Origin of the sequence: Epilithonimonas sp. (assembly GCF_032054305.1) — a bacterium.
GTDB lineage: Bacteria > Bacteroidota > Bacteroidia > Flavobacteriales > Weeksellaceae > Epilithonimonas.
This window is the reverse complement of sequence record NZ_DAMBSX010000001.1, coordinates 474,098-492,455: the sequence shown is the minus strand read 5'-3', so window position 1 is coordinate 492,455 and position 18,358 is coordinate 474,098. Positions and strand designations below refer to the sequence as shown.

Annotated in this window: 17 protein-coding genes; 9 read left to right on the top strand and 8 right to left on the bottom strand. The window is 36.6% G+C overall.

The window, feature by feature from the left end; translation table 11 throughout:
* The first annotated feature begins 92 nt into the window (after window positions 1-92).
* From secD to RTX21_RS02190, 4 genes are all read left to right on the top strand, one after another.
* Window positions 93-3,002, top strand: coding sequence for a protein translocase subunit SecD (gene secD / locus RTX21_RS02205; protein WP_312765087.1), 2,910 nt, complete (start codon window positions 93-95; stop codon window positions 3,000-3,002).
* A 263-nt stretch (window positions 3,003-3,265) separates the two neighbouring features.
* Entirely contained in the window at window positions 3,266-4,486 is a 1,221-nt protein-coding gene (locus RTX21_RS02200) for a TCR/Tet family MFS transporter (RefSeq protein WP_312765086.1), read from the top strand.
* 71 nt (window positions 4,487-4,557) lie between these two features.
* On the top strand, window positions 4,558-4,881 hold the full coding sequence (locus RTX21_RS02195; RefSeq protein ID WP_312765085.1) for a twin-arginine translocase TatA/TatE family subunit: 324 nt from the start codon (window positions 4,558-4,560) through the stop codon (window positions 4,879-4,881).
* Window positions 4,882-4,884: 3 nt separating this feature from the next.
* Window positions 4,885-5,439: a phosphatase PAP2 family protein gene (locus RTX21_RS02190; RefSeq protein ID WP_312765084.1), complete on the top strand. Its 555-nt coding sequence runs from the start codon at window positions 4,885-4,887 to the stop codon at window positions 5,437-5,439.
* A 158-nt stretch (window positions 5,440-5,597) separates the two neighbouring features.
* On the opposite strand, the gene rlmH is transcribed toward RTX21_RS02190, so the two are convergent.
* A complete protein-coding gene (gene rlmH / locus RTX21_RS02185) occupies window positions 5,598-6,071 on the bottom strand; it encodes a 23S rRNA (pseudouridine(1915)-N(3))-methyltransferase RlmH (protein ID WP_312765083.1) in 474 nt (157 codons plus the stop codon).
* A gap of 30 nt (window positions 6,072-6,101) precedes the next feature.
* Here rlmH and RTX21_RS02180 point away from each other — a divergent pair, with 30 nt between their 5' ends.
* Window positions 6,102-7,040, top strand: coding sequence for a YihY/virulence factor BrkB family protein (locus RTX21_RS02180; RefSeq protein ID WP_312765082.1), 939 nt, complete (start codon window positions 6,102-6,104; stop codon window positions 7,038-7,040).
* Window positions 7,041-7,167: 127 nt separating this feature from the next.
* On the opposite strand, the gene RTX21_RS02175 is transcribed toward RTX21_RS02180, so the two are convergent.
* Window positions 7,168-9,369: a RelA/SpoT family protein gene (locus RTX21_RS02175; protein WP_312765081.1), complete on the bottom strand. Its 2,202-nt coding sequence runs from the start codon at window positions 9,367-9,369 to the stop codon at window positions 7,168-7,170.
* A gap of 227 nt (window positions 9,370-9,596) precedes the next feature.
* On the opposite strand from RTX21_RS02175, the gene RTX21_RS02170 reads away from it, so the two are divergent.
* Genes RTX21_RS02170 through RTX21_RS02155 form a run of 4 tightly spaced genes read left to right on the top strand, consistent with a single transcriptional unit; the run spans window position 9,597 to window position 13,473 of the window.
* The gene (locus RTX21_RS02170) at window positions 9,597-11,039 is read left to right on the top strand and encodes a circularly permuted type 2 ATP-grasp protein (RefSeq protein WP_312765080.1); all 1,443 of its coding nucleotides are present in this window, start codon (window positions 9,597-9,599) and stop codon (window positions 11,037-11,039) included.
* A gap of 46 nt (window positions 11,040-11,085) precedes the next feature.
* On the top strand, window positions 11,086-12,006 hold the full coding sequence (locus RTX21_RS02165; protein ID WP_312765079.1) for an alpha-E domain-containing protein: 921 nt from the start codon (window positions 11,086-11,088) through the stop codon (window positions 12,004-12,006).
* Between the two features lie 26 nt (window positions 12,007-12,032).
* Entirely contained in the window at window positions 12,033-13,013 is a 981-nt protein-coding gene (locus RTX21_RS02160) for a transglutaminase family protein (RefSeq protein WP_312765078.1), read from the top strand.
* Between the two features lie 28 nt (window positions 13,014-13,041).
* A complete protein-coding gene (locus RTX21_RS02155) occupies window positions 13,042-13,473 on the top strand; it encodes a VanZ family protein (protein WP_312765077.1) in 432 nt (143 codons plus the stop codon).
* 78 nt (window positions 13,474-13,551) lie between these two features.
* Here RTX21_RS02155 and RTX21_RS02150 read toward each other — a convergent pair whose 3' ends face one another.
* The 6 genes from RTX21_RS02150 to RTX21_RS02125 form a co-directional block, all read right to left on the bottom strand.
* Window positions 13,552-13,983 (bottom strand): GNAT family N-acetyltransferase, encoded by a 432-nt coding sequence (locus tag RTX21_RS02150; protein ID WP_312765076.1) that lies wholly within the window; start codon window positions 13,981-13,983, stop codon window positions 13,552-13,554.
* 2 nt (window positions 13,984-13,985) lie between these two features.
* The gene (gene proC, locus RTX21_RS02145) at window positions 13,986-14,789 is read right to left on the bottom strand and encodes a pyrroline-5-carboxylate reductase (protein WP_312765075.1); all 804 of its coding nucleotides are present in this window, start codon (window positions 14,787-14,789) and stop codon (window positions 13,986-13,988) included.
* A 121-nt stretch (window positions 14,790-14,910) separates the two neighbouring features.
* Window positions 14,911-15,615: a DsbA family oxidoreductase gene (locus RTX21_RS02140; RefSeq protein ID WP_312765074.1), complete on the bottom strand. Its 705-nt coding sequence runs from the start codon at window positions 15,613-15,615 to the stop codon at window positions 14,911-14,913.
* A 10-nt stretch (window positions 15,616-15,625) separates the two neighbouring features.
* Window positions 15,626-16,669 carry a UDP-N-acetylmuramate dehydrogenase gene (gene murB, locus RTX21_RS02135; RefSeq protein ID WP_312765073.1) on the bottom strand — a complete coding sequence of 348 codons (1,044 nt, stop codon included), beginning with the start codon at window positions 16,667-16,669 and terminating at the stop codon, window positions 15,626-15,628.
* Window positions 16,669-17,112 (bottom strand): hypothetical protein, encoded by a 444-nt coding sequence (locus tag RTX21_RS02130; RefSeq protein ID WP_312765072.1) that lies wholly within the window; start codon window positions 17,110-17,112, stop codon window positions 16,669-16,671. The genes murB and RTX21_RS02130 overlap by 1 nt, the downstream gene beginning before the upstream one ends.
* Window positions 17,113-17,125: 13 nt before the next feature.
* A complete protein-coding gene (locus RTX21_RS02125; RefSeq protein WP_312765071.1) occupies window positions 17,126-18,328 on the bottom strand; it encodes a pyridoxal phosphate-dependent aminotransferase in 1,203 nt (400 codons plus the stop codon).
* Window positions 18,329-18,358 lie beyond the last annotated feature (30 nt).

The window sequence follows — 18,358 nt, the reverse complement described above, 5'->3', positions numbered from 1 at the left end:
AAAAAGTATAATGCAGATTTCTCATTTTCAAATTCTTATTTCCATGATAAATCATTATATTTGCCGACTTAATTTATATATATCGTAAGAAAATGCAAGGAAAAGGACTCGTTACATTAGTTGCCATCGTTCTTGGATTAATTTGCCTTAATGAGCTTCTGCCTTCTTTCTATGCCAATAAAATAGAAAAAGAAGCAAAAGCAATTGCAGGAGAAAATCCAGTGAAATATCAAGCTGAGATTGCAAGACTTTCTAAAGACACGCTTAATCTAGGTTTTACTAAACTGGATTATGCATCTGCAAAACAGAAAGAAATGAAACTCGGATTGGATCTTAAAGGTGGTATCAACGTATTATTGGAGATCAACCAGAGAGACCTGGTAAATGATCTTAGTAATTACTCTACAAATGCTACTTTAATAGAAGCACTTAACAGAACAGACAAAGCACAGAAAAACTCAAGTAAGCAATACATCGAGGATTTCTTCACACAGTTCGAAGCTGTTAATCAGGAAAAAGGAACGAACCTGAAACTTGCTGATCCAGAGATCTTCGGAAATACTAATCTTTCTGAGATCAAATTCAACACGCCGGATGATCAGGTTAAAAATATTGTAAGAAAGAAAATCGATGCATCTGTAGGTACGGCATATGAAGTTCTTAGAACACGTATCGACAAAATGGGTGTTACACAACCGAATGTTCAGAGAGTTCCTGGAACTGGAAGAATCTTGGTGGAAATGCCTGGTATCAAAGATATCGACAGAGTTAAAAAGATGTTGGCGACTTCTGCTAAGCTTCAGTTTTGGGAAGTTCAGCTAGCCCAAGAGGTGGTACCATATTTTTCCCAATTAGACCAGTTGGTCAAGGCTAAGGGAGATTCTATAGGTGTTCCAAAAACAACGAATTTAATGAACCTGATCCAGTTGAATTCTACACCTGGAAATGCTGTGGCTAATGTAAAATTAGCTGATACAGCAGTTGTAAATAAATTACTTAATAGTGATGCTGCTATCAAAGCAAGACCTATTAATTTGAAATATACCCAGTTCATGTGGGGTTACAAGCCTGAGAATAATACTTCTAACAGTCTTGTATTATATGCTATCCGCGGAAATATCACTCAGAAAGCACCAGTTGACGGCGCTGTAGAATCTGCCAATATCAATTATGACCAATTAGGGCGTATCGTGGTGGACATGCAGATGGATTCTCAAGGTGCTCGTGATTGGAAGGCAATGACAGAGAAAAACAAAGGTAAAGTGGTGGCTGTAACTTTAGATAATAGAGTTTATACAGCGCCTTCTGTAAATGATGTGATTCCTAACGGTAGAACTCAGATCTCCGGAAACTTTACTCAGGAAGAAGCTAAAGATCTTGTAGATGTTCTTGGAGCTGGTAAATTGCCTGCAGGTGCAAAAATTGTACAGGCAGACGTTGTAGGTCCGTCTCTTGGAGCCGAGTCTATCAATGATGGTATTATGTCATTCCTTATTGCATTTGCTATTATCATTGTTTACATCATTTTCTATTATGGCGGGGCAGGAGTTTATGCAGTTATTGCAATGACGATCAACTTGTTCTACATCTTCGGAATCATGGATTCTGTGGATGCTACGCTTACGCTTCCTGGTATTGCTGGTATTGTATTATCTATGGCAATGGCGGTGGATGCAAATGTTATCATCTACGAAAGAACGAAAGAAGAATTGTTCCTTGGAAAAGGAATCATGGAAGCTTACAAAGATGGTTTCAAGCACGCAATTTCTGCGATTATCGATGGTCATGCAACTACTTTCATCACTGCATTGATTCTCTATGTATTCGGAACTGGGCCAATCAAAGGTTTTGCGGTAACGTTGATGATCGGATTGGTAATGACATTGTTTACTTCGGTATTGTTGTCAAGAGTAATGATTTTCAGCAGACTGGAAAAAGGAAAATCTCTTTCTGTTTGGACTGCGCCTACTAAAAACCTTTTCAGAAATACTTGGTTGGATTTCATTGGGAAAAGAAAATGGTCTTACATCGTATCAGGTATCTTAATGGTTATTGCTATTGCATCTATCGCAATCAACGGATTCAAATATGGTATTGATTTCACAGGTGGACGTAACTTTGTAGTGAGATTCGAAAAGCCGGTTGATGCTGAAAAAATTGAAGCTAGTATCGGTAAATTGATGGTAACTGCAGATGGTCAGAATAACATTGTAGAAGCTAAAACTTTTGGTAACTCTTCTCAGTTGAAGATCACAACCGATTATTTGATCGATGACGAGTCTCTTCAAGCTGACCAGACTGTAGAACAAAAAATATATGAAGGACTGAAGTCTGAATTGCCAGCGGGTATGACTTTGGCCGAATTCAAGTCTGCAGATAAAGGACATGCAGGAATTGTTTCTTCAACCAAAGTTGGACCTACGGTTGCGGATGATATCAAAACACACGGTATGCTGGCAGTTGCTGCATCGTTGCTTGGTATCTTTATCTACATCTTGGTAAGATTCGACAAGTGGCAGTTCTCTCTTGGAGCGGTTGCTGGTCTATTCCATGATACTGTTGTCATCTTGGGTGTTTACTCATTATTCTACAAAGTGATGCCGTTCAATATGGAAATTAACCAAGATTTCATTGCAGCAATTCTTACGGTGATTGGTTACTCGATTAACGATACGGTAATTATCTTCGATAGAATTAGAGAATACCTTCGTGAGAAGAAAGCCTTGACTTTGGCTGGATTATTTGATGATTCAATCTCTAGTACGATTGGTAGAACATTCAACACATCTTTCACTACGATTTTGGTGATCCTTGCGATCTTCATCTTCGGTGGAGATAACCTGAGAGGATTTATGTTCTGTCTATTGATTGGTATCGGATTCGGTACTTATTCATCTATTTTCATTGCATCGGCTACGGCTTATGACTTCCTGAAAGGAAAAAAGAAAGAAGATAAAGTAACAGGGAAATCTTCTATCAGCAATGCTGAAATAGTTAACTAGATTTTCTTTGAAATATATAATGAAAAGCTCTCAAGTGATTGGGAGCTTTTTTATTTATACAGTTTCTAAATTTGGGCACCTTTTCCGTCCTCCGTTCCCGCTTTTTTCTTTTTCGAAAAAAAAGAAAAAGAGCTCCATTCAGGCCGGGGTGCGCTTCGCATCGTTTCAATTTTTTATGCTGAATTTTCACTTAATGAAAAATTAAAATTGCCCATTTCCAAATCATCAGATTGTCAAATCAAAAAAATACTATCTTCGCAGCTATGAAAACAAATCAAAAATCTGCTGCTATTGGTTTTATCTTTATCACGCTGTTGATAGACATTACAGGCTGGGGAATCATCATTCCTGTAGTTCCAAAGCTAATAGAAGAACTCATTCAAGCAGACATAAGCGAGGCAGCTAAATATGGAGGCTGGCTCAGTTTTGCTTATGCTTTTATCCAATTTGTTTTCTCTCCCTTTGTAGGTAATTTGAGTGATAAATTTGGACGAAGACCAATTATTCTGTTATCACTGTTTGGGTTCTCAGTAGATTATATTTTCTTAGCATTGGCTCCTAATATTTGGTTTCTTTTCATTGGTCGAATCATTGCCGGGATTACCGGAGCGAGTGTCACGACAGCGAGTGCGTACATCGCTGATATCTCAACAGATAAAGACCGAGCAAAGAATTTTGGATTGATAGGTGCTGCTTTCGGATTAGGATTCATTATTGGACCTGTATTGGGTGGTGTTTTGGGACATTATGGTTCCAGAGTTCCATTTTATGCGGCAGCGGTTTTGTGTATGATTAACTTTATCTACGGATATTTTATCTTACCGGAAAGTCTGGACAAAGAAAACCGTAGAGAATTTGATTGGAAAAGAGCGAATCCTATTGGTTCTTTAAAGCTTTTAAGAAAACATCCTGAGATTTCAGGTTTAGTGATTTCTTTAATCTTGATTTATATAGGCGGACATGCTGTACAGAGCAATTGGAGTTTCTATACGATGTACAGATTCAATTGGGATGAGAGAATGGTTGGGATTTCTTTGGGAGTTGTAGGTTTGATGGTTGGCTTGGTTCAGGGATTATTGATCAGATGGATCAATCCAAAAATCGGTGACAAAAAGAGTATTTTCTATGGATTGTTATTGTATTCATTCGGGATGTTGTTGTATGCATTTGCAACAGAAGGCTGGATGATGTTGGTGTTTACGATTCCTTATTGCTTGGGAGGGATTTGTGGTCCTGCTCTTCAATCCATTATTACTAAAAATATTCCGTCCAATGAACAAGGGGAATTGCAAGGGGCATTGACGAGTTTGATGAGCGCAACTTCTATCATTGGTCCACCATTGATGACGAATTTGTTCTATTATTTTACACACAAAGAAGCGCCTTTCCAATTCCCAGGAGCGCCATTTTTCTTGGCTTTTCTTTTGTTTATGGCGAGTATCTATTTTGTTTATATCAATTTTAAAGGGAAGAGAGAGAATTAATGATTCTTTTTATGATAAAATTATGATAACCAAATGTCTGTTAGGTTTATAATCTTTCTTAATTTTGCAGAATGGAATTGAGTTTAGGAGAAATGCTGATGATTGCTTTGGCGATTGTTGTTTTATTCGGACCAGATAAATTGCCCGAGATCGCAAGAGGCTTGGGACAAGGCGTGCGTAAAATGCGTGGTGCTGTGGATGATATCAAATCCGAAATAATGAAAGAAGCGGACAATCCCATTTCCGATATCAAAAAAGAGATAGATAAAGTTAAGCAATCTGCACAGGAATATAATCCATTAGCAGACATCAAAAATCAAAATTTTATAAAAGAAGAAACTCCTAAAATAGACCTTTCCGAAGACGATTCCCACGAAGGTCCCGTAAGCCGATAATCTATGAATGAACTGATTTCTCTGGACCAGCAACTCCTAATATTTCTCAATGGTTTGGGAAGTTCAACATTCGATCCATTTTGGCTTTTGGTGACAGGAAAATGGTTTTGGATACCGTTTTATGTCATTTTACTTTACTTAGTTTACAAAGCTGTTCCACGTAAAAAAATAATTTTCGTACTGATTTTCATCGCCATCGGGATCACAATTTCCGACCAATTGGCAAGTGTTTTCAAGCACGGTGTTGAGAGATTAAGACCTTGTCATGATCCATTGTTGATTGATAAAATGAGAATGGTAATTTGTGGTGGCAAATATGGATTCTATTCTGCACACGCTTCCAGTTCTTTTTTCTTGGTTAGTTTTCTGACAATATTGATTGGGAAGAACTACAAATACCTTCCATATATCCTTGTTGTTTGGGCAATAATTGTTTCTTATAGTAGAATCTACGTTGGTGTTCACTATCCGGGCGATGTAGTTTTTGGAGCTGCGGTTGGATTTCTTTTAGGTGGTGTTTTGGCCAATCTTACGAAGAAAGTTTTAGCGAAGAAATAGATCAATTTTTGAGGAGCTTGATACCGCTAGTAGTTTATCCTGAACTTGTCGAAAGGCTATATCTTTTTCTTTTTTAGTGATTGGGAAAGGCTTCGAGAGCCTCAGCCTGACACCATCAACTAACCATCAACTAACCATCAACTAACCATCAACCTTTATTAGTCATTATGATATGGCTTCCCTTGCAGAATAGTCGCTGCTCTATAAATCTGTTCTACAAAAAATAACCGGATCATCTGGTGTGTGAAAGTCATTCTGGATAATGATATTTTTTCATTGGCACGTTGGTATATCTCATCAGAAAAACCGTATGCACCACCAATAAGGAAATGGATTTTCTTCACAGAGCTACCCATCCAATTGTCGATTCTTTCTGAGAATTCCCGACTTGTGAATTGTTTCCCTTTTTCGTCAAGAAGAATTACCAGATCAGAAGAGTCGATCAGATTTTGAAACAGCTTGGCTTCTTCTTTTTTCAATTGGTCTGGACTCAGGTTTTTTGCATTCTTCACATCCGGAATTTCTATCAGTTCAAAATTCCAGTGTTTCGGGATTCTCGGCAGATAATACTTGACTAGAGAAACGATCTCTTTGTCGTCTGTCTTGCCTATGCAGATCAAATTAATACGCATTTACTATATTTGTGGTGCAAAGATAAATGAATGGCAAAAAAATTACAGCGTTTTTTTCTCAAAATCAAGGACTTTTTAGATGGAATCCATATTCCGGTTTTAGGGATCTCTCTCTGGAAGATGTTGACGATCTATACCGATGCTGTTTTCAAAAATCCTTTGGGCAGACAGGCTGCAAGCATCTCTTGGAGTTTCTTTCTTAGTCTTTTCCCGATGATTCTGTTCTTGTTGTCAGTATTGCCATACATGCCGCATTATGACAAGCTGCAATTCTATATTTTCGAGGTGTTGATGCCGCGTATTTTTCCTTCGCATATGCAAAGCGACGTTACGGGCTATATACAGGCCAACCTTCTTCCAAATATGAGATCCATTAGTAATCTCACGATTCTGTTGTCCTTTGTTTTTGCGACCAACGGTTGTTTTACCTTTATCAATGGGTTCAACAGAAATACCGAACTTAAAAGAGGTTTTGTAAAAGAATATGCATTGGCAATGCTGGTGACAATTTCTTTTTTGACATTAGTTTTTCTTTCCATTTTTGGGATTTATTACAGCGAGGTTGTTCTCAAGCTTTTTACACCAACTTACGACATTGGCTGGTTTACAAAGAATCTAACCAAGATTATTGGTTTTATTTCTTTTCCTTTATTCTATCTTATCTTGTTGACACTTTTCTACTGGGTTGGCTGCCTCAAAATAACGAGACTTAGAGAAGCTTTTCCAGGTGCTGTTTTGACAACGGTTTTATTTGTTTCATTGACTTATTTCTTCGCGATCTATGTTGCTAATATCGCTCGATACAACGTTCTGTATGGTTCGATTGGCTCCATTATTTTGGTAATGGTCTGGATCAATGTCAATGTATTTTTAGTTTTAATGGGCAATGAATTGAATCTTGCGATCAAGAAAGTAAAACTAGAAAAATTGGTAAGGGACGAGATGAGTTCAAATATGAGTGAGCCTTAGTTTGATTTGACCTTCAAAACAAATCAACCAACAATTCCAGATAGGACAAGAGAATATTGACCTTAGCAATTTCTGGTAATTTATCTGGTCCGAAAAACGACAATCGCTAAGGCGATCATCAGCATTATTAGACTCTCTTCACTTTAGAAACACCTTTGATGTTCTTAAGTTGTTTGAAGGTTTCTTCCAGCTGACTTTTGTTTCTAACTTCCAAAGCGATACTTCCGGTGAAAATGCCATCGTTAGAAGAGATGCTCATACTTCTCATATCCATATTCATAGAACCGCTGATGACAGCTGTAATATCGTTGATCATACCAATTCTATCAATGCCTTCTATCTCGATTTTGATCCTGTTTTTGAAGCTTTCCGCATTGACCCATTTCGCTTGCAGGACACGGTAATCATAATTTGCTCTTAGGTTGATAGCATTTGGGCAATTCTCACTGTGAACCTTGATTCCGTCTGATATGGTAATAAATCCGAAGATCTTATCTCCTGGAATTACCGTGCAACATTTTGCAAATGTATAATTCAGTTTTTCCTCATCTTTCCCAAAGACAATCATATCCAAATTGGAATCCACCTTTTCAATGTATTCTTCTTTTGGAGTAGTTTTTCTAAAACGATTGAAAATGTTACTGAGAATACTTTTTTTGTCCGAATATCTTTTAATGTCACCAATGTCGAAAGTCCCGTTCTGGAAACCTAGAAATAAGTCTTGAGAAGTTTTCAGATTAAGGAATTTCTGTAATCCATTGATTTCATCATCATTGAAGTTAAGTTTTGCGTGACGCATTTTTCTTTGGAGAATCTCTTTTCCTTCTGCAGTATTCTGATTTTTTTCAGAATTAAGGATATTCTTGATCTTGGACTTTGCTTTGGAGGTCACTACAAAATCTAACCAGTCTGGTTTCGGTTTTTGATTCTGGGAAGAAAGAATGTCGATCTGATCGCCATTTTGAAGAACATAACTGATTGGCACCAATTTTCCATTGATCTTTGCGCCAAGACATTTTGTCCCCAGATCTGAGTGAACCGAAAAAGCAAAATCCAAAGCGGTTGCTCCGGTCGGAAGAATTTTGATCTCTCCTTTTGGTGTAAAAACGAAAACTTCTTTAGAATAGAGATTTAATTTGATATTGTCAAGAAGCTCTGATGTAGAAAGGTTTTGTTGTTGTTCCAGAACATCACGAATCTCAGAAACCCAGTTTTCAAATCTTTGGTCGTCGGTATTTTTTCGATAACCTTCTTTGTATTTGTAATGTGCAGCGACTCCTTTTTCCGCAATCTCGTTCATTCTTTCGGAACGAATCTGGACCTCGATCCATTTTTTATCAGGACCCATAACCGTCAAGTGAAGGCTCTCGTAGCCAGTTGATCGTGGCTGTGAAATCCAGTCACGCATTCGAGATGGGTTACTTTGGTAAAGGTCTGTTACGATAGAGTAGATCTTCCAAGCCAGAAATTTTTCATTCCTTGGATCGGATTTATAAATAATTCTAATGGCATAATTATCATAAACTTCCTCAAAAGTTACGTTCTGTTTCTGCATTTTCCGATAGATCGAACTGATGGCTTTTGCGCGTCCTTTGATTGTAAAGTTGAGATTTTCTTCTTTTAACTGTTCGGAGACTTCTTTGGTGAATTCTTCCACATATTTTTCACGAACTTCTTTTGCTGTTTCTAATTTGGCAAGAATCTCGTTATAAACATCCGGATTGTTATATTTTAAAGATAGATCTTCAAGTTCTGATTTGATAGAGTAGAGGCCAAATCTATGAGCTAACGGCGCATAAATGTAAGCTGTTTCTGCAGCAATTTTTCTTTGCTTTACAGGATGCATACTTTCCAAAGTTCTCATATTGTGCAGTCTGTCTGCGATCTTGATGAGGATCACTCGGAAATCTTCTGAAAGTGTCAATAAAAGTTTTCTGTAATTTTCAGACTGAACAGAAATATTCTGCTGATTCATTACAGAGATTTTCGTCAATCCACTTACGATGTCTGCAATGGTTTTTCCGAAAATTTTATTAAGGTCTTCGTAAGTGTACTCAGAATCTTCTATCACATCGTGGAGCAGGGCACAGGCAATACTTGTTGCTCCCAAACCAATCTCGTTAGCGACGATTTTTGCAACTTCTATCGGGTGGTAGATGTAAGGTTCGCCGGTTTTTCTTCGCTGGTCTTTGTGCGCATCCAAAGCAATATCAAAAGCTTTTCTGATAAGCTTGTTCTGCTCCTCGTCCAACGTGCGGTAAGTGTTGGATATGAGGTCTTTATATCGTGCAAGGATTTCCTTATTTTCTTTCTCTAAATCGTAAATCATCTAAATCGTGTAAATGAGTAACGAATATACTAAAAAATACAAAAAAAGTCAAGTGGAATCTTACTGTCTCAAGTATTCTATTATAGGTTTTAATAAAAATATAAAAATTGATTTTATTATATTGATTATGTTTTTAAAATAGGGTGTTTTGAATTTATTTTATAGAAAAACTATAATTACCCCTATTAATTTTATATATTAGTGTTTTAAAAACATAAAATATAACTATGGAAAAAGATTTTTTGAGTGGTTATCCGGCAATAAATGATATTTATGATGAGATGATGGCCGATAATATAGTGAGAGATCATTATCAGGATTTTGTGACCGGTTTTTCCAAGTTTGATGTTTCTGAGATGGACCAGAAAAATGACCTTGCGAAGAAACTATTTATGACGCAGGGGATTACTTTCACGGTTTATAATGATGGGGAAGGAATCGAAAAGATTTTTCCCTTTGATGTGATTCCAAGGATTATTCAGTCATCGGAATGGGAAATTATACAGAAAGGAATCAAGCAGAGATTGAAGGCTCTCAATATTTTTCTTAAAGATGTTTATCATCAGCAATTCATTATAAAAGATGAGGTTTTGCCGTCGTCTCTAGTTTATACTTGTCCCAATTATCTTCGTGAAATGATAAATGTGGATGTGCCATTTGATATTTACACGCACATCAGCGGAATCGACCTTATCCGGGATTATGACGGGAGTTATTACGTTTTGGAGGATAATCTCAGAACGCCTTCTGGAGTTAGTTATATGCTCGAGAATCGGAAAATGAGCTATCGACTTTTTCCTAATATTTTGCCTAATATCAAGGTTAAGCAAGTTAATATCTATCCTGATCTATTAATAAAAAATCTATTATCATTTGGTCGCCAGATCAGTGCAAAACCAAATGTAGTTTTATTGACGCCGGGGATTTTCAATTCCGCTTATTTTGAACATACGACTTTAGCCAGATTAATGGGAATCGAATTGGTTGAAGGTCGTGATCTGGTGGTGCAAAATCATCAGGTTTATATGAAAACGACGAAAGGTCTCAAAAAAGTGGATGTTATTTACAGAAGAGTGGATGATGAGTTCATCGACCCGTTGGTTTTCCGACAAGATAGTGTTTTAGGAGTTCCAGGATTGTATCATGCTTACAGAAAAGGAAATGTCATTATTGTGAATTCAATGGGAAATGGCGTTGCGGATGATAAAGCGATTTACTCTTACGTTCCGGATATGATTCGGTATTATTTGGGTGAAGAACCAATTCTGAAAAGCGTTCCAACTTACCGGATGGAAAATATGGACGAAAGACAATACACCATAGACAATATGAATAAAATGGTCGTCAAAAAAACCAATGAAAGTGGTGGTTATGGAATGTTGATCGGAGACAAAGCCACCGACGAAGAAATCGCTGAATTCACAAAGCAGATCAATCTGAATCCCAGAAGTTACATTGCACAACCAATTATTAAGCTTTCAACTGCACCTTGTTATATCAATGGTGTTTTGCAACCGAGAAGAGTGGATTTGAGACCTTTTGCATTATACGGTCCGGATGGAGTTGAAATCGTTCCGGGTGGATTAACCAGAGTTGCGTTGAAGGAAGGCTCAATCGTCGTAAATTCTTCTCAGGGTGGCGGCTCCAAAGATACCTGGGTTGTTGACTAATTCAATTTTCATCACCAATCGTTAACAATTAATCAATTAAAAAAGAATGCTAAGTAGAGTTGCGGAAAATATATTTTGGATGAGCCGTTATATGGAACGGACCAATTTTCAGCTCAAAGTTTTTCATACGAGATATATTGCTTATCAGGATGGCGCTTCTGTAGAAAGCTGGGAGAATTTTTGCGAAGAAAATCAAATCGAAATAGATAATGATGATTACAGTTTTGGAAATCTGATTTCCAAGGCGCTTTTTGATATCAATAATGATCTGTCCATTGCTAGCAATATTTTCCGCGCAAGAGAAAACGCCAGAAGTGCGCAAGACCACATCAATAAGGATGTTTGGCAATGTCTCAACGATTTTCATCATCAGATGAAAGACCATTTTTTGTTCAGTCAGTCCAGATATGGCGATCCGATCAGTGTTTTTGATGTTTTGGTAAAGCAATCGATGGTTTATTATGGCGTTATCGATAATTATGTGGCGAGAGACGAAGGTTATTGTTTTTTAGAGCTTGGAAAATATATAGAACGAATCCTGAATAGCATCAATCTAATCAGAAAACAATGGATTCTCTATGGCGAAGACCTTTTGGATAACGATTATTCCAACTGGCGTTATTTTTTAAGTTCAGTAAGCGGGTATGATTTTTATCTTCGACACAATCTCGGAACGATGGAAAAGGAACGGATTTTTTATCAGATGATTTATGAACCGCTTTTTCCAAATTCGATCACATATTCTCTTAATGAATTAGACAAATTTGCAAAACAGCTCAATTCCGGAGAACAAGGCGAAAGTGATGAAACTGTCGGGTTTTTCATTGGAAAATGTATTGCAAATGTACAATTTACAAGACATCCCAGAACACGTGAGGAAAAGATGCTTTTCCTTGCAAGAATAGAAAGTGATATTTACGAAATTTCTAATATTTTTAACCACCAGTTTTTTGGTTTGGTTGTTTAACAGAAGCAAAATAGCTTGATTAATTTATGCCAGTTTTCAATATTTTACACATTACGCGATACGAATATTCGTCTGCGGTTACAGACAGCGCGAACCAAATTATTTTGTCACCGTTGACGAATGATTTTCAGGAAGTTATTGAGCAAAGGATTTCCTTGTTCCCGAATTCCAATATCGATTATTACTACGATTATTTTACCAACAGAATTGGTGTTTTCACAATTGTGGAACCGCATAATTTTTTAGAGATCAAAGTCGAATTGGTCGTAGAAACTTATCCTATAGAATTGCCGGTTATCAATCTGAATGTCGAAGAACAGTGGCAAATCGTGAAAGAGCAATCAACACAGTTTCCTTACATTGATTTTGTTACACAGGAAAATATTAAGAACAAAGAAGAGATTCTGTCAATAATAAAATCTGTTGCAACTTCGGATTTGTCTGTGATGGAAACGACGACGGCTTTGTCAACTTACATTTATGAAAACTTCACTTATAGACAAGGAATCACGGATTTTGAAACGGAGATAGATGAAATTTGGGAACTGAAAGCAGGTGTTTGTCAGGATTTTGCACATTTGCTTTTAGGAATGTTGAGAATCTTGGGCGTTCCTTCGAGATACGTCAGCGGATATATCAGTCCGAGCAATCAGGAATTGAGAGGGGAAGGTGCAACGCACGCCTGGATCGAGGTTTTTATTCCGGGTTACGGCTGGCTCGGAAATGACCCGACGAATAATTGCTGGGTCAGCGACCGGCATATCAAGATTGCGGTTGGAAGGGATTTCAAAGATTGTACGCCTGTGAAAGGAACTTACAAAGGTACATCCAGTCACAAATTGGGCGTTTCTGTAATTATCACAACCGATAAGACCAAAAATCTGGCAGAGGTTCCTAAGGTCCCGATGTACATCCGAGAAAATCCGTCAATTGATGAGTTTTTGCCTCCAAATAATTCTTACCGCATGTTTTTAGAAATGCAGCAACAACAACAGCAGCAGCAATAGTTCGTATATTTGGAATCGAAATTTCTATATGGCTTTTCTGAAGAACTTATATAAGATTCTGATTCCCTTCTACATTCTGTTTTTGCTTTATCTGATGTTTTTCGGATTTGAGAGAAGCCAGTATGATGTTAATATTGTAAGATTGATTCCGATGTTCTCAACTGCGGGTTTTATAAATGAAACCATTCTTTGGAAGACGATTGTCATTAATGTTTTCGGCAATATTCTGGTGTTTGTTCCTTTTGGATTTTTTGGAATTGTCTTTCCGAAGCTCAACAATTTTTGGATACTGATTCTGGACTTTCTTTTCGCGATTATCATTGTGGAAAGCCTTCAGTATTTCACAAGACTGGGCGTTTTCGATATTGATGATATCATTCTGAATACGCTTGGTGTTGCGATTGGATTCTGGATTTATCAGTTGTTTGAGAAGAAATTTAATTCTCGCAGATTTTTTTGATTTAACTGATTTCCAAATTAAATCTGCCCTATCTGCAAAATCAGCGAGAGGAATTATACTAAAGTATAAATTCAAAATTTATTGATAAGGATTCTTGGTATGAACTTCCATCCATCTTGCTGGGTCTTTGATATTATTCCAGCTAAATTTTTTATAAAGTTCGTGAGCATCAGCTGTTAGTAAAATCCATCTTCTCAAACCTTGTAATTCAGGATGATTCATAATATTTTCCATTAATGATTTTGACAGACCAAGTCCACGAAATTCATCCAAAATAAATACATCTCCCAAATAAGCAATCGTCGTAAAATCTGTGATCACTTTTGCAAATCCGACTTGCTTATCTTGATAAAACACACCGAAACAAAAAGAATTGGCAACAGATTTTTCAACAATTTCTTTTGGAATTCCTTTCGCCCAATAAGATTTTTCTGATAAATATTGATGAATGGTTTCTATATCCATTTTGGACTTATCAGTAGAAATATAAAAGTCGTTTTTGTTGTACATTGTTATGAATTTAATTCCTTCGCACGATTTTCCGCTGCTAAGATTCCTTTTTTCAAGATTGATTTCAATTCGTTTTCCTCGAAGGTTTTCAGTGCCGCTTCAGTTGTCCCACCTTTTGAAGCAACATCTTTAATCAATTCTTCCAAAGATTTATCTGAATTATTGATCAGGTGATATGCGCCTAACATCGTCTGTTTTACAAATAATTTCGAGAGATTTTCATCAATTCCCATTTCTGTTCCGGCTTTTATCATCGCATCTATGATGTAATAGAAATATGCTGGTCCGCTTCCTGAAAGTGCAGTGACACCATTCAAAAGACTTTCGTCTTCCAAATAAACAGAACGTCCCGTCGAATTCAATAATCGTTCAATATTCATCAATTCTGAGAAAGAAATACCTTCTGCTGCGGTATAACCTGTGATTCCCATTCCAAGAAGAGTAGGGGAGTTAGGCATTGCACGAACAACAAATTTATGATTCAAATAATTCTGAATTTTCTCAATGGAAATCCCTGCCATTATTGATAAGACCAAAGATTTTTCCGGAATTTTGAAAGCCAGATTCTCTGCAACGAAAGCAAAATCTTGGGGTTTCACAGCAATGATAATCAAGTCTGCTTCCAAATCTTTCACTTCATCAAAAGATGAAATCTCAGAATCTGGAAAAACCGATTTTATTTTTTCTTTTTTATTTTGACTTCTTGTGATGAGGTGTAAATTCTGCGGTTTTATCAATTCATATTTCAAAAAAGATCTTGAAAATGACAAACCCATATTTCCTGCTCCTAAAACTGCAATTTTCATTTGTGTTTATTTTATTTATTTTTAATTCTCGCTGATTTTGCAGATTCTTGATCCGCTTAATTTGCTAAATCTGCGAGGAGATTATTTTATAGAAGTAAGAATCCTTATTTTTTTTAATTATTTAGCAATTATTTCCATCAACATCGCAAGAATCACCTTTATTTACAATACTGATTTTTGAATTATTTTCCAAAAATTCGGACAAACTTTTTTCCAAAACTTCAGCAAATAAATGCGTCGGTTGAGCTCCAGAAATTGCATATTTTCTGTCAAAAACAAAAAACGGAACACTGTTGATTCCAAGCGAAGCTGCTTCTTCGATATCATTATTTACCAATTCTGTTAATTCAGGAGATTGAACAGCATTTTGGATTTCATCTTTTGTAAAACCTAACCTTTCGCCAATTTCTGAAAGAACTTCAATATCGTCAATATTTTTTCCAAGGATGAAATAAGCTTCAAACAGAAGCTCTTCCATTTCGTTGGCTTTTCCTTTTTCTTTGGCTAGCTGAACCAGCATTTGACTTTTGAAAGAATTAGAAACTTTCACTTCATCAAAGTTAAAATCGATTCCAGCATTTTTTCCTATCTGGATAAGATTTTCGTGCATTTTTATTGTCTCTTGTAAAGAGTGGCCTTTGATGTCAGACAAATATTCATAATGATTTCTCCTAAGGTCAGTTTTCATTTTCGGATCAAGCTGAAAAGAATGCCAATTGACTTCAATCTTATCATTTTTAACAAAATCCTGAAGTGCCTTTTCAAAATTCTTTTTCCCAATAAAACAAAACGGACAACGTGTGTCGCTCCAGATATCTACTTTCATTTTTCTTATATTAAATTACATTGACTTCCCGTTCCAACTCAATTCCATATTTTTCTTTTACGGAATCAATAATCATCGTTGAAAAATCAAAAATCTCTTTTCCGGTTGCATTTCCAGTCGCGTTGATGATGACCAAAGCCTGTAATTGGTTTGAAGCTACGTTTCCGATTTGTTTGCCTTTCCAGCCAGCTTGTTCGATGAGCCAACCGGCAGGAACTTTCACAAAATCACCATTTGGATAACCTGGAATATTTTCAAATTGTTGTTTTAAAGCTCCAAATTGTGAAATCGGAATTGTCGGGTTTTTAAAGAAACTTCCGGCATTTCCAATTATCTTTGGGTCAGGTAATTTGCTTTGTCTGATGTTGATGACAGCTTTCGAAACATCCTGAATTGTCGGATTAATGATTCCCATTTTCTCCAATTCTGACTGAATCGCGCCATATTCGACATCAATTCTGTGAACTTTTGTAGTCAATCGGAAGGTTACTTCCAAAATCACATATTTCCCTTTTCCTTCCTGCTTAAAAATTGAATCTCTATAACCGAATTTACACTGTTCTGAGTTCAAGGTTTCGAGTTCAAGATTTTCGAGATTCAGAACTTGGCAACTTTCAAAAACGTCTTTGATTTCAGTTCCATAAGCACCGATATTCTGCATTGGAGAAGTTCCAACATTTCCTGGAATCAATGACAAATTCTCTAATCCGCCATAATTTTTCTCGAGACAAAACATCACGAACTGATGCCAGTTTTCTCCAGCTTTTGCAGTAACCAAAACCTGATTTTCATCAATAATTTCTTCTGTAATTCCCTTTAGATTCAATCTAATTGCCAATCCGTCAAAATCTTTGGTAAACAAAATATTGCTCCCACCGCCTAGGAAAAGGAGTGGGAGAGTTTTTGTGTTTAAGCCCTTCGACAAGCTCAGGATGACAAATTGGAGAGTCTCAATCAATTCTTCTACAGAATTGACTTTCGCAAAATATCTAGCCGAAACATCAACTCCGAATGTATTGTAAGGTTTTAGGGAAACGCTTTCTTGAATTGACATTAATATTTTTTAAGAAGATTATCCAGATTATTTTTAAGCTTTTCGATTTGTTCATAACCTTCGGAATTTTCCGGAACATTAACCAGTTCATATTCTTTATCCTTGGTTGTGATTCGGTAAATGTAGTCCGGACCGTCATAATGACCACGTTTCTCTCCACTTTTTGTCTTTTCCAGGACTGAAATATTAATATCGGAAACGATTTTGTCCCAATCTTTTTTATCGATTTTTTTCTTAAAAACCGGATAATCTTCAAATCTTCCGCCGGTTTTGTTGGATTCCAAAGAGTCTTTCGTCGCATTGATGAAAGTTCTGCCACCTCTTCCAGCTGTATGCGTGTAAGAAACCGATGTGATAGTTGTGTTTTGAGCTGCAGTTTTACAATTCAATAAGAAAAGTGAAAACGCTGAAAGTATAAATCCGATTTTAATTATTTTCATCATTTCAAAATTTTAATTAAGCAAATTCTGTATTGTATTTTTCAATGGCATCTTTTAGAATCTCAACACTTCTTCTAAGGTCATTTTGATTCAAAACGTATGCGATTCTTACCTGCTTTTTTCCTAATTCCGGATTGCTGTAAAAACCGCCCATTGGCGCAACCATCACGGTCTCGTTATTATTGGAATAACTTTCCAAAAGCCATTGCGCAAATTTTTCTGTATCATCTACAGGTAATTCCACACCGCAATAGAATGCTCCTTTCGGTTTTGGACAGATTACTCCAGGAATCTCATTCAATAAGCTTACCAAAAGGTCTCTTCTTTCGGTATATTCTTCTCTAACTTTAGCGATGTATTCCGCATCGTTTTTGTGAGCAGCTGTTGCAGCAATTTGACCTAAAAGAACTGGACTCAATCTTGCCTGAGCAAAAAGAATCGCTGCATCGTGGATTTTTTTGGAACGCGTAATCAAACACCCGATTCTTGCACCACACATTGAGTATCTCTTTGATTCCGAATCGATGACGATAACATTTTCTGCAACTTCTGGAAATTCGAACATTGAGATTTGTTTTTCTCCGTCGTAAACATATTCTCTGTAAACTTCGTCAGAAATAATCACGATATCGTGTTTTTTTGCAATCTCAGCCAGTTTTTGAAGTTCTTCTCTTGAATAAAGGTAACCTGTTGGATTTCCAGGATTACAAACTACAATTGCTCTGGTTTTATCTGTGATTTTTTTCTCAAATTCTTCAATTGAAGGTAAAGCAAAACCTGTATCAATCGTTGAAGGAACTGCTACAATATTGATGTTGAATGTTCCTGCAAATCCATTATAATTGGCATAATATGGTTCAGGAATAATGATTTCGTCGCCATCATCACAAAGGGTAGAAATAGCGAAATTCAAAGCTTCGGAACCTCCGTTGGTTACGATGAAATTATCTGTTGTTAAATCATTAAATCCCAATAAATGATAATAATCTCTAAGCGCAATTCTGTAATCCAGATTACCTTCTGAAAGAGCATATTCCAAAACTTTTAAATCGATGTTTTTCACTGCTTCCAAAGCTGTTTGTGGCGTTTCGATATCTGGCTGACCAATATTCAGATGATAAACTTTGATTCCTTTTTGTTTTGCAGCGGTTGCAAATGGAACTAATTTTCTAACAGGTGATGCAGGCATATGCTGCGCTCTTTGCGATATTTTCGGCATTATTTTTAAACTTTGAAGTACAAAAATAAG

Coding starts and splice junctions, on each gene's coding strand:
- secD (WP_312765087.1), top strand. CDS start 93: ATGCAAGGAAAAGGACTCGTTACATTAGTTGCCATCGTTCTTGGATTA.
- RTX21_RS02200 (WP_312765086.1), top strand. CDS start 3,266: ATGAAAACAAATCAAAAATCTGCTGCTATTGGTTTTATCTTTATCACG.
- RTX21_RS02195 (WP_312765085.1), top strand. CDS start 4,558: ATGGAATTGAGTTTAGGAGAAATGCTGATGATTGCTTTGGCGATTGTT.
- RTX21_RS02190 (WP_312765084.1), top strand. CDS start 4,885: ATGAATGAACTGATTTCTCTGGACCAGCAACTCCTAATATTTCTCAAT.
- rlmH (WP_312765083.1), bottom strand. CDS start 6,071: ATGCGTATTAATTTGATCTGCATAGGCAAGACAGACGACAAAGAGATC.
- RTX21_RS02180 (WP_312765082.1), top strand. CDS start 6,102: ATGGCAAAAAAATTACAGCGTTTTTTTCTCAAAATCAAGGACTTTTTA.
- RTX21_RS02175 (WP_312765081.1), bottom strand. CDS start 9,369: ATGATTTACGATTTAGAGAAAGAAAATAAGGAAATCCTTGCACGATAT.
- RTX21_RS02170 (WP_312765080.1), top strand. CDS start 9,597: ATGGAAAAAGATTTTTTGAGTGGTTATCCGGCAATAAATGATATTTAT.
- RTX21_RS02165 (WP_312765079.1), top strand. CDS start 11,086: ATGCTAAGTAGAGTTGCGGAAAATATATTTTGGATGAGCCGTTATATG.
- RTX21_RS02160 (WP_312765078.1), top strand. CDS start 12,033: ATGCCAGTTTTCAATATTTTACACATTACGCGATACGAATATTCGTCT.
- RTX21_RS02155 (WP_312765077.1), top strand. CDS start 13,042: ATGGCTTTTCTGAAGAACTTATATAAGATTCTGATTCCCTTCTACATT.
- RTX21_RS02150 (WP_312765076.1), bottom strand. CDS start 13,983: ATGTACAACAAAAACGACTTTTATATTTCTACTGATAAGTCCAAAATG.
- proC (WP_312765075.1), bottom strand. CDS start 14,789: ATGAAAATTGCAGTTTTAGGAGCAGGAAATATGGGTTTGTCATTTTCA.
- RTX21_RS02140 (WP_312765074.1), bottom strand. CDS start 15,615: ATGAAAGTAGATATCTGGAGCGACACACGTTGTCCGTTTTGTTTTATT.
- murB (WP_312765073.1), bottom strand. CDS start 16,669: ATGTCAATTCAAGAAAGCGTTTCCCTAAAACCTTACAATACATTCGGA.
- RTX21_RS02130 (WP_312765072.1), bottom strand. CDS start 17,112: ATGATGAAAATAATTAAAATCGGATTTATACTTTCAGCGTTTTCACTT.
- RTX21_RS02125 (WP_312765071.1), bottom strand. CDS start 18,328: ATGCCGAAAATATCGCAAAGAGCGCAGCATATGCCTGCATCACCTGTT.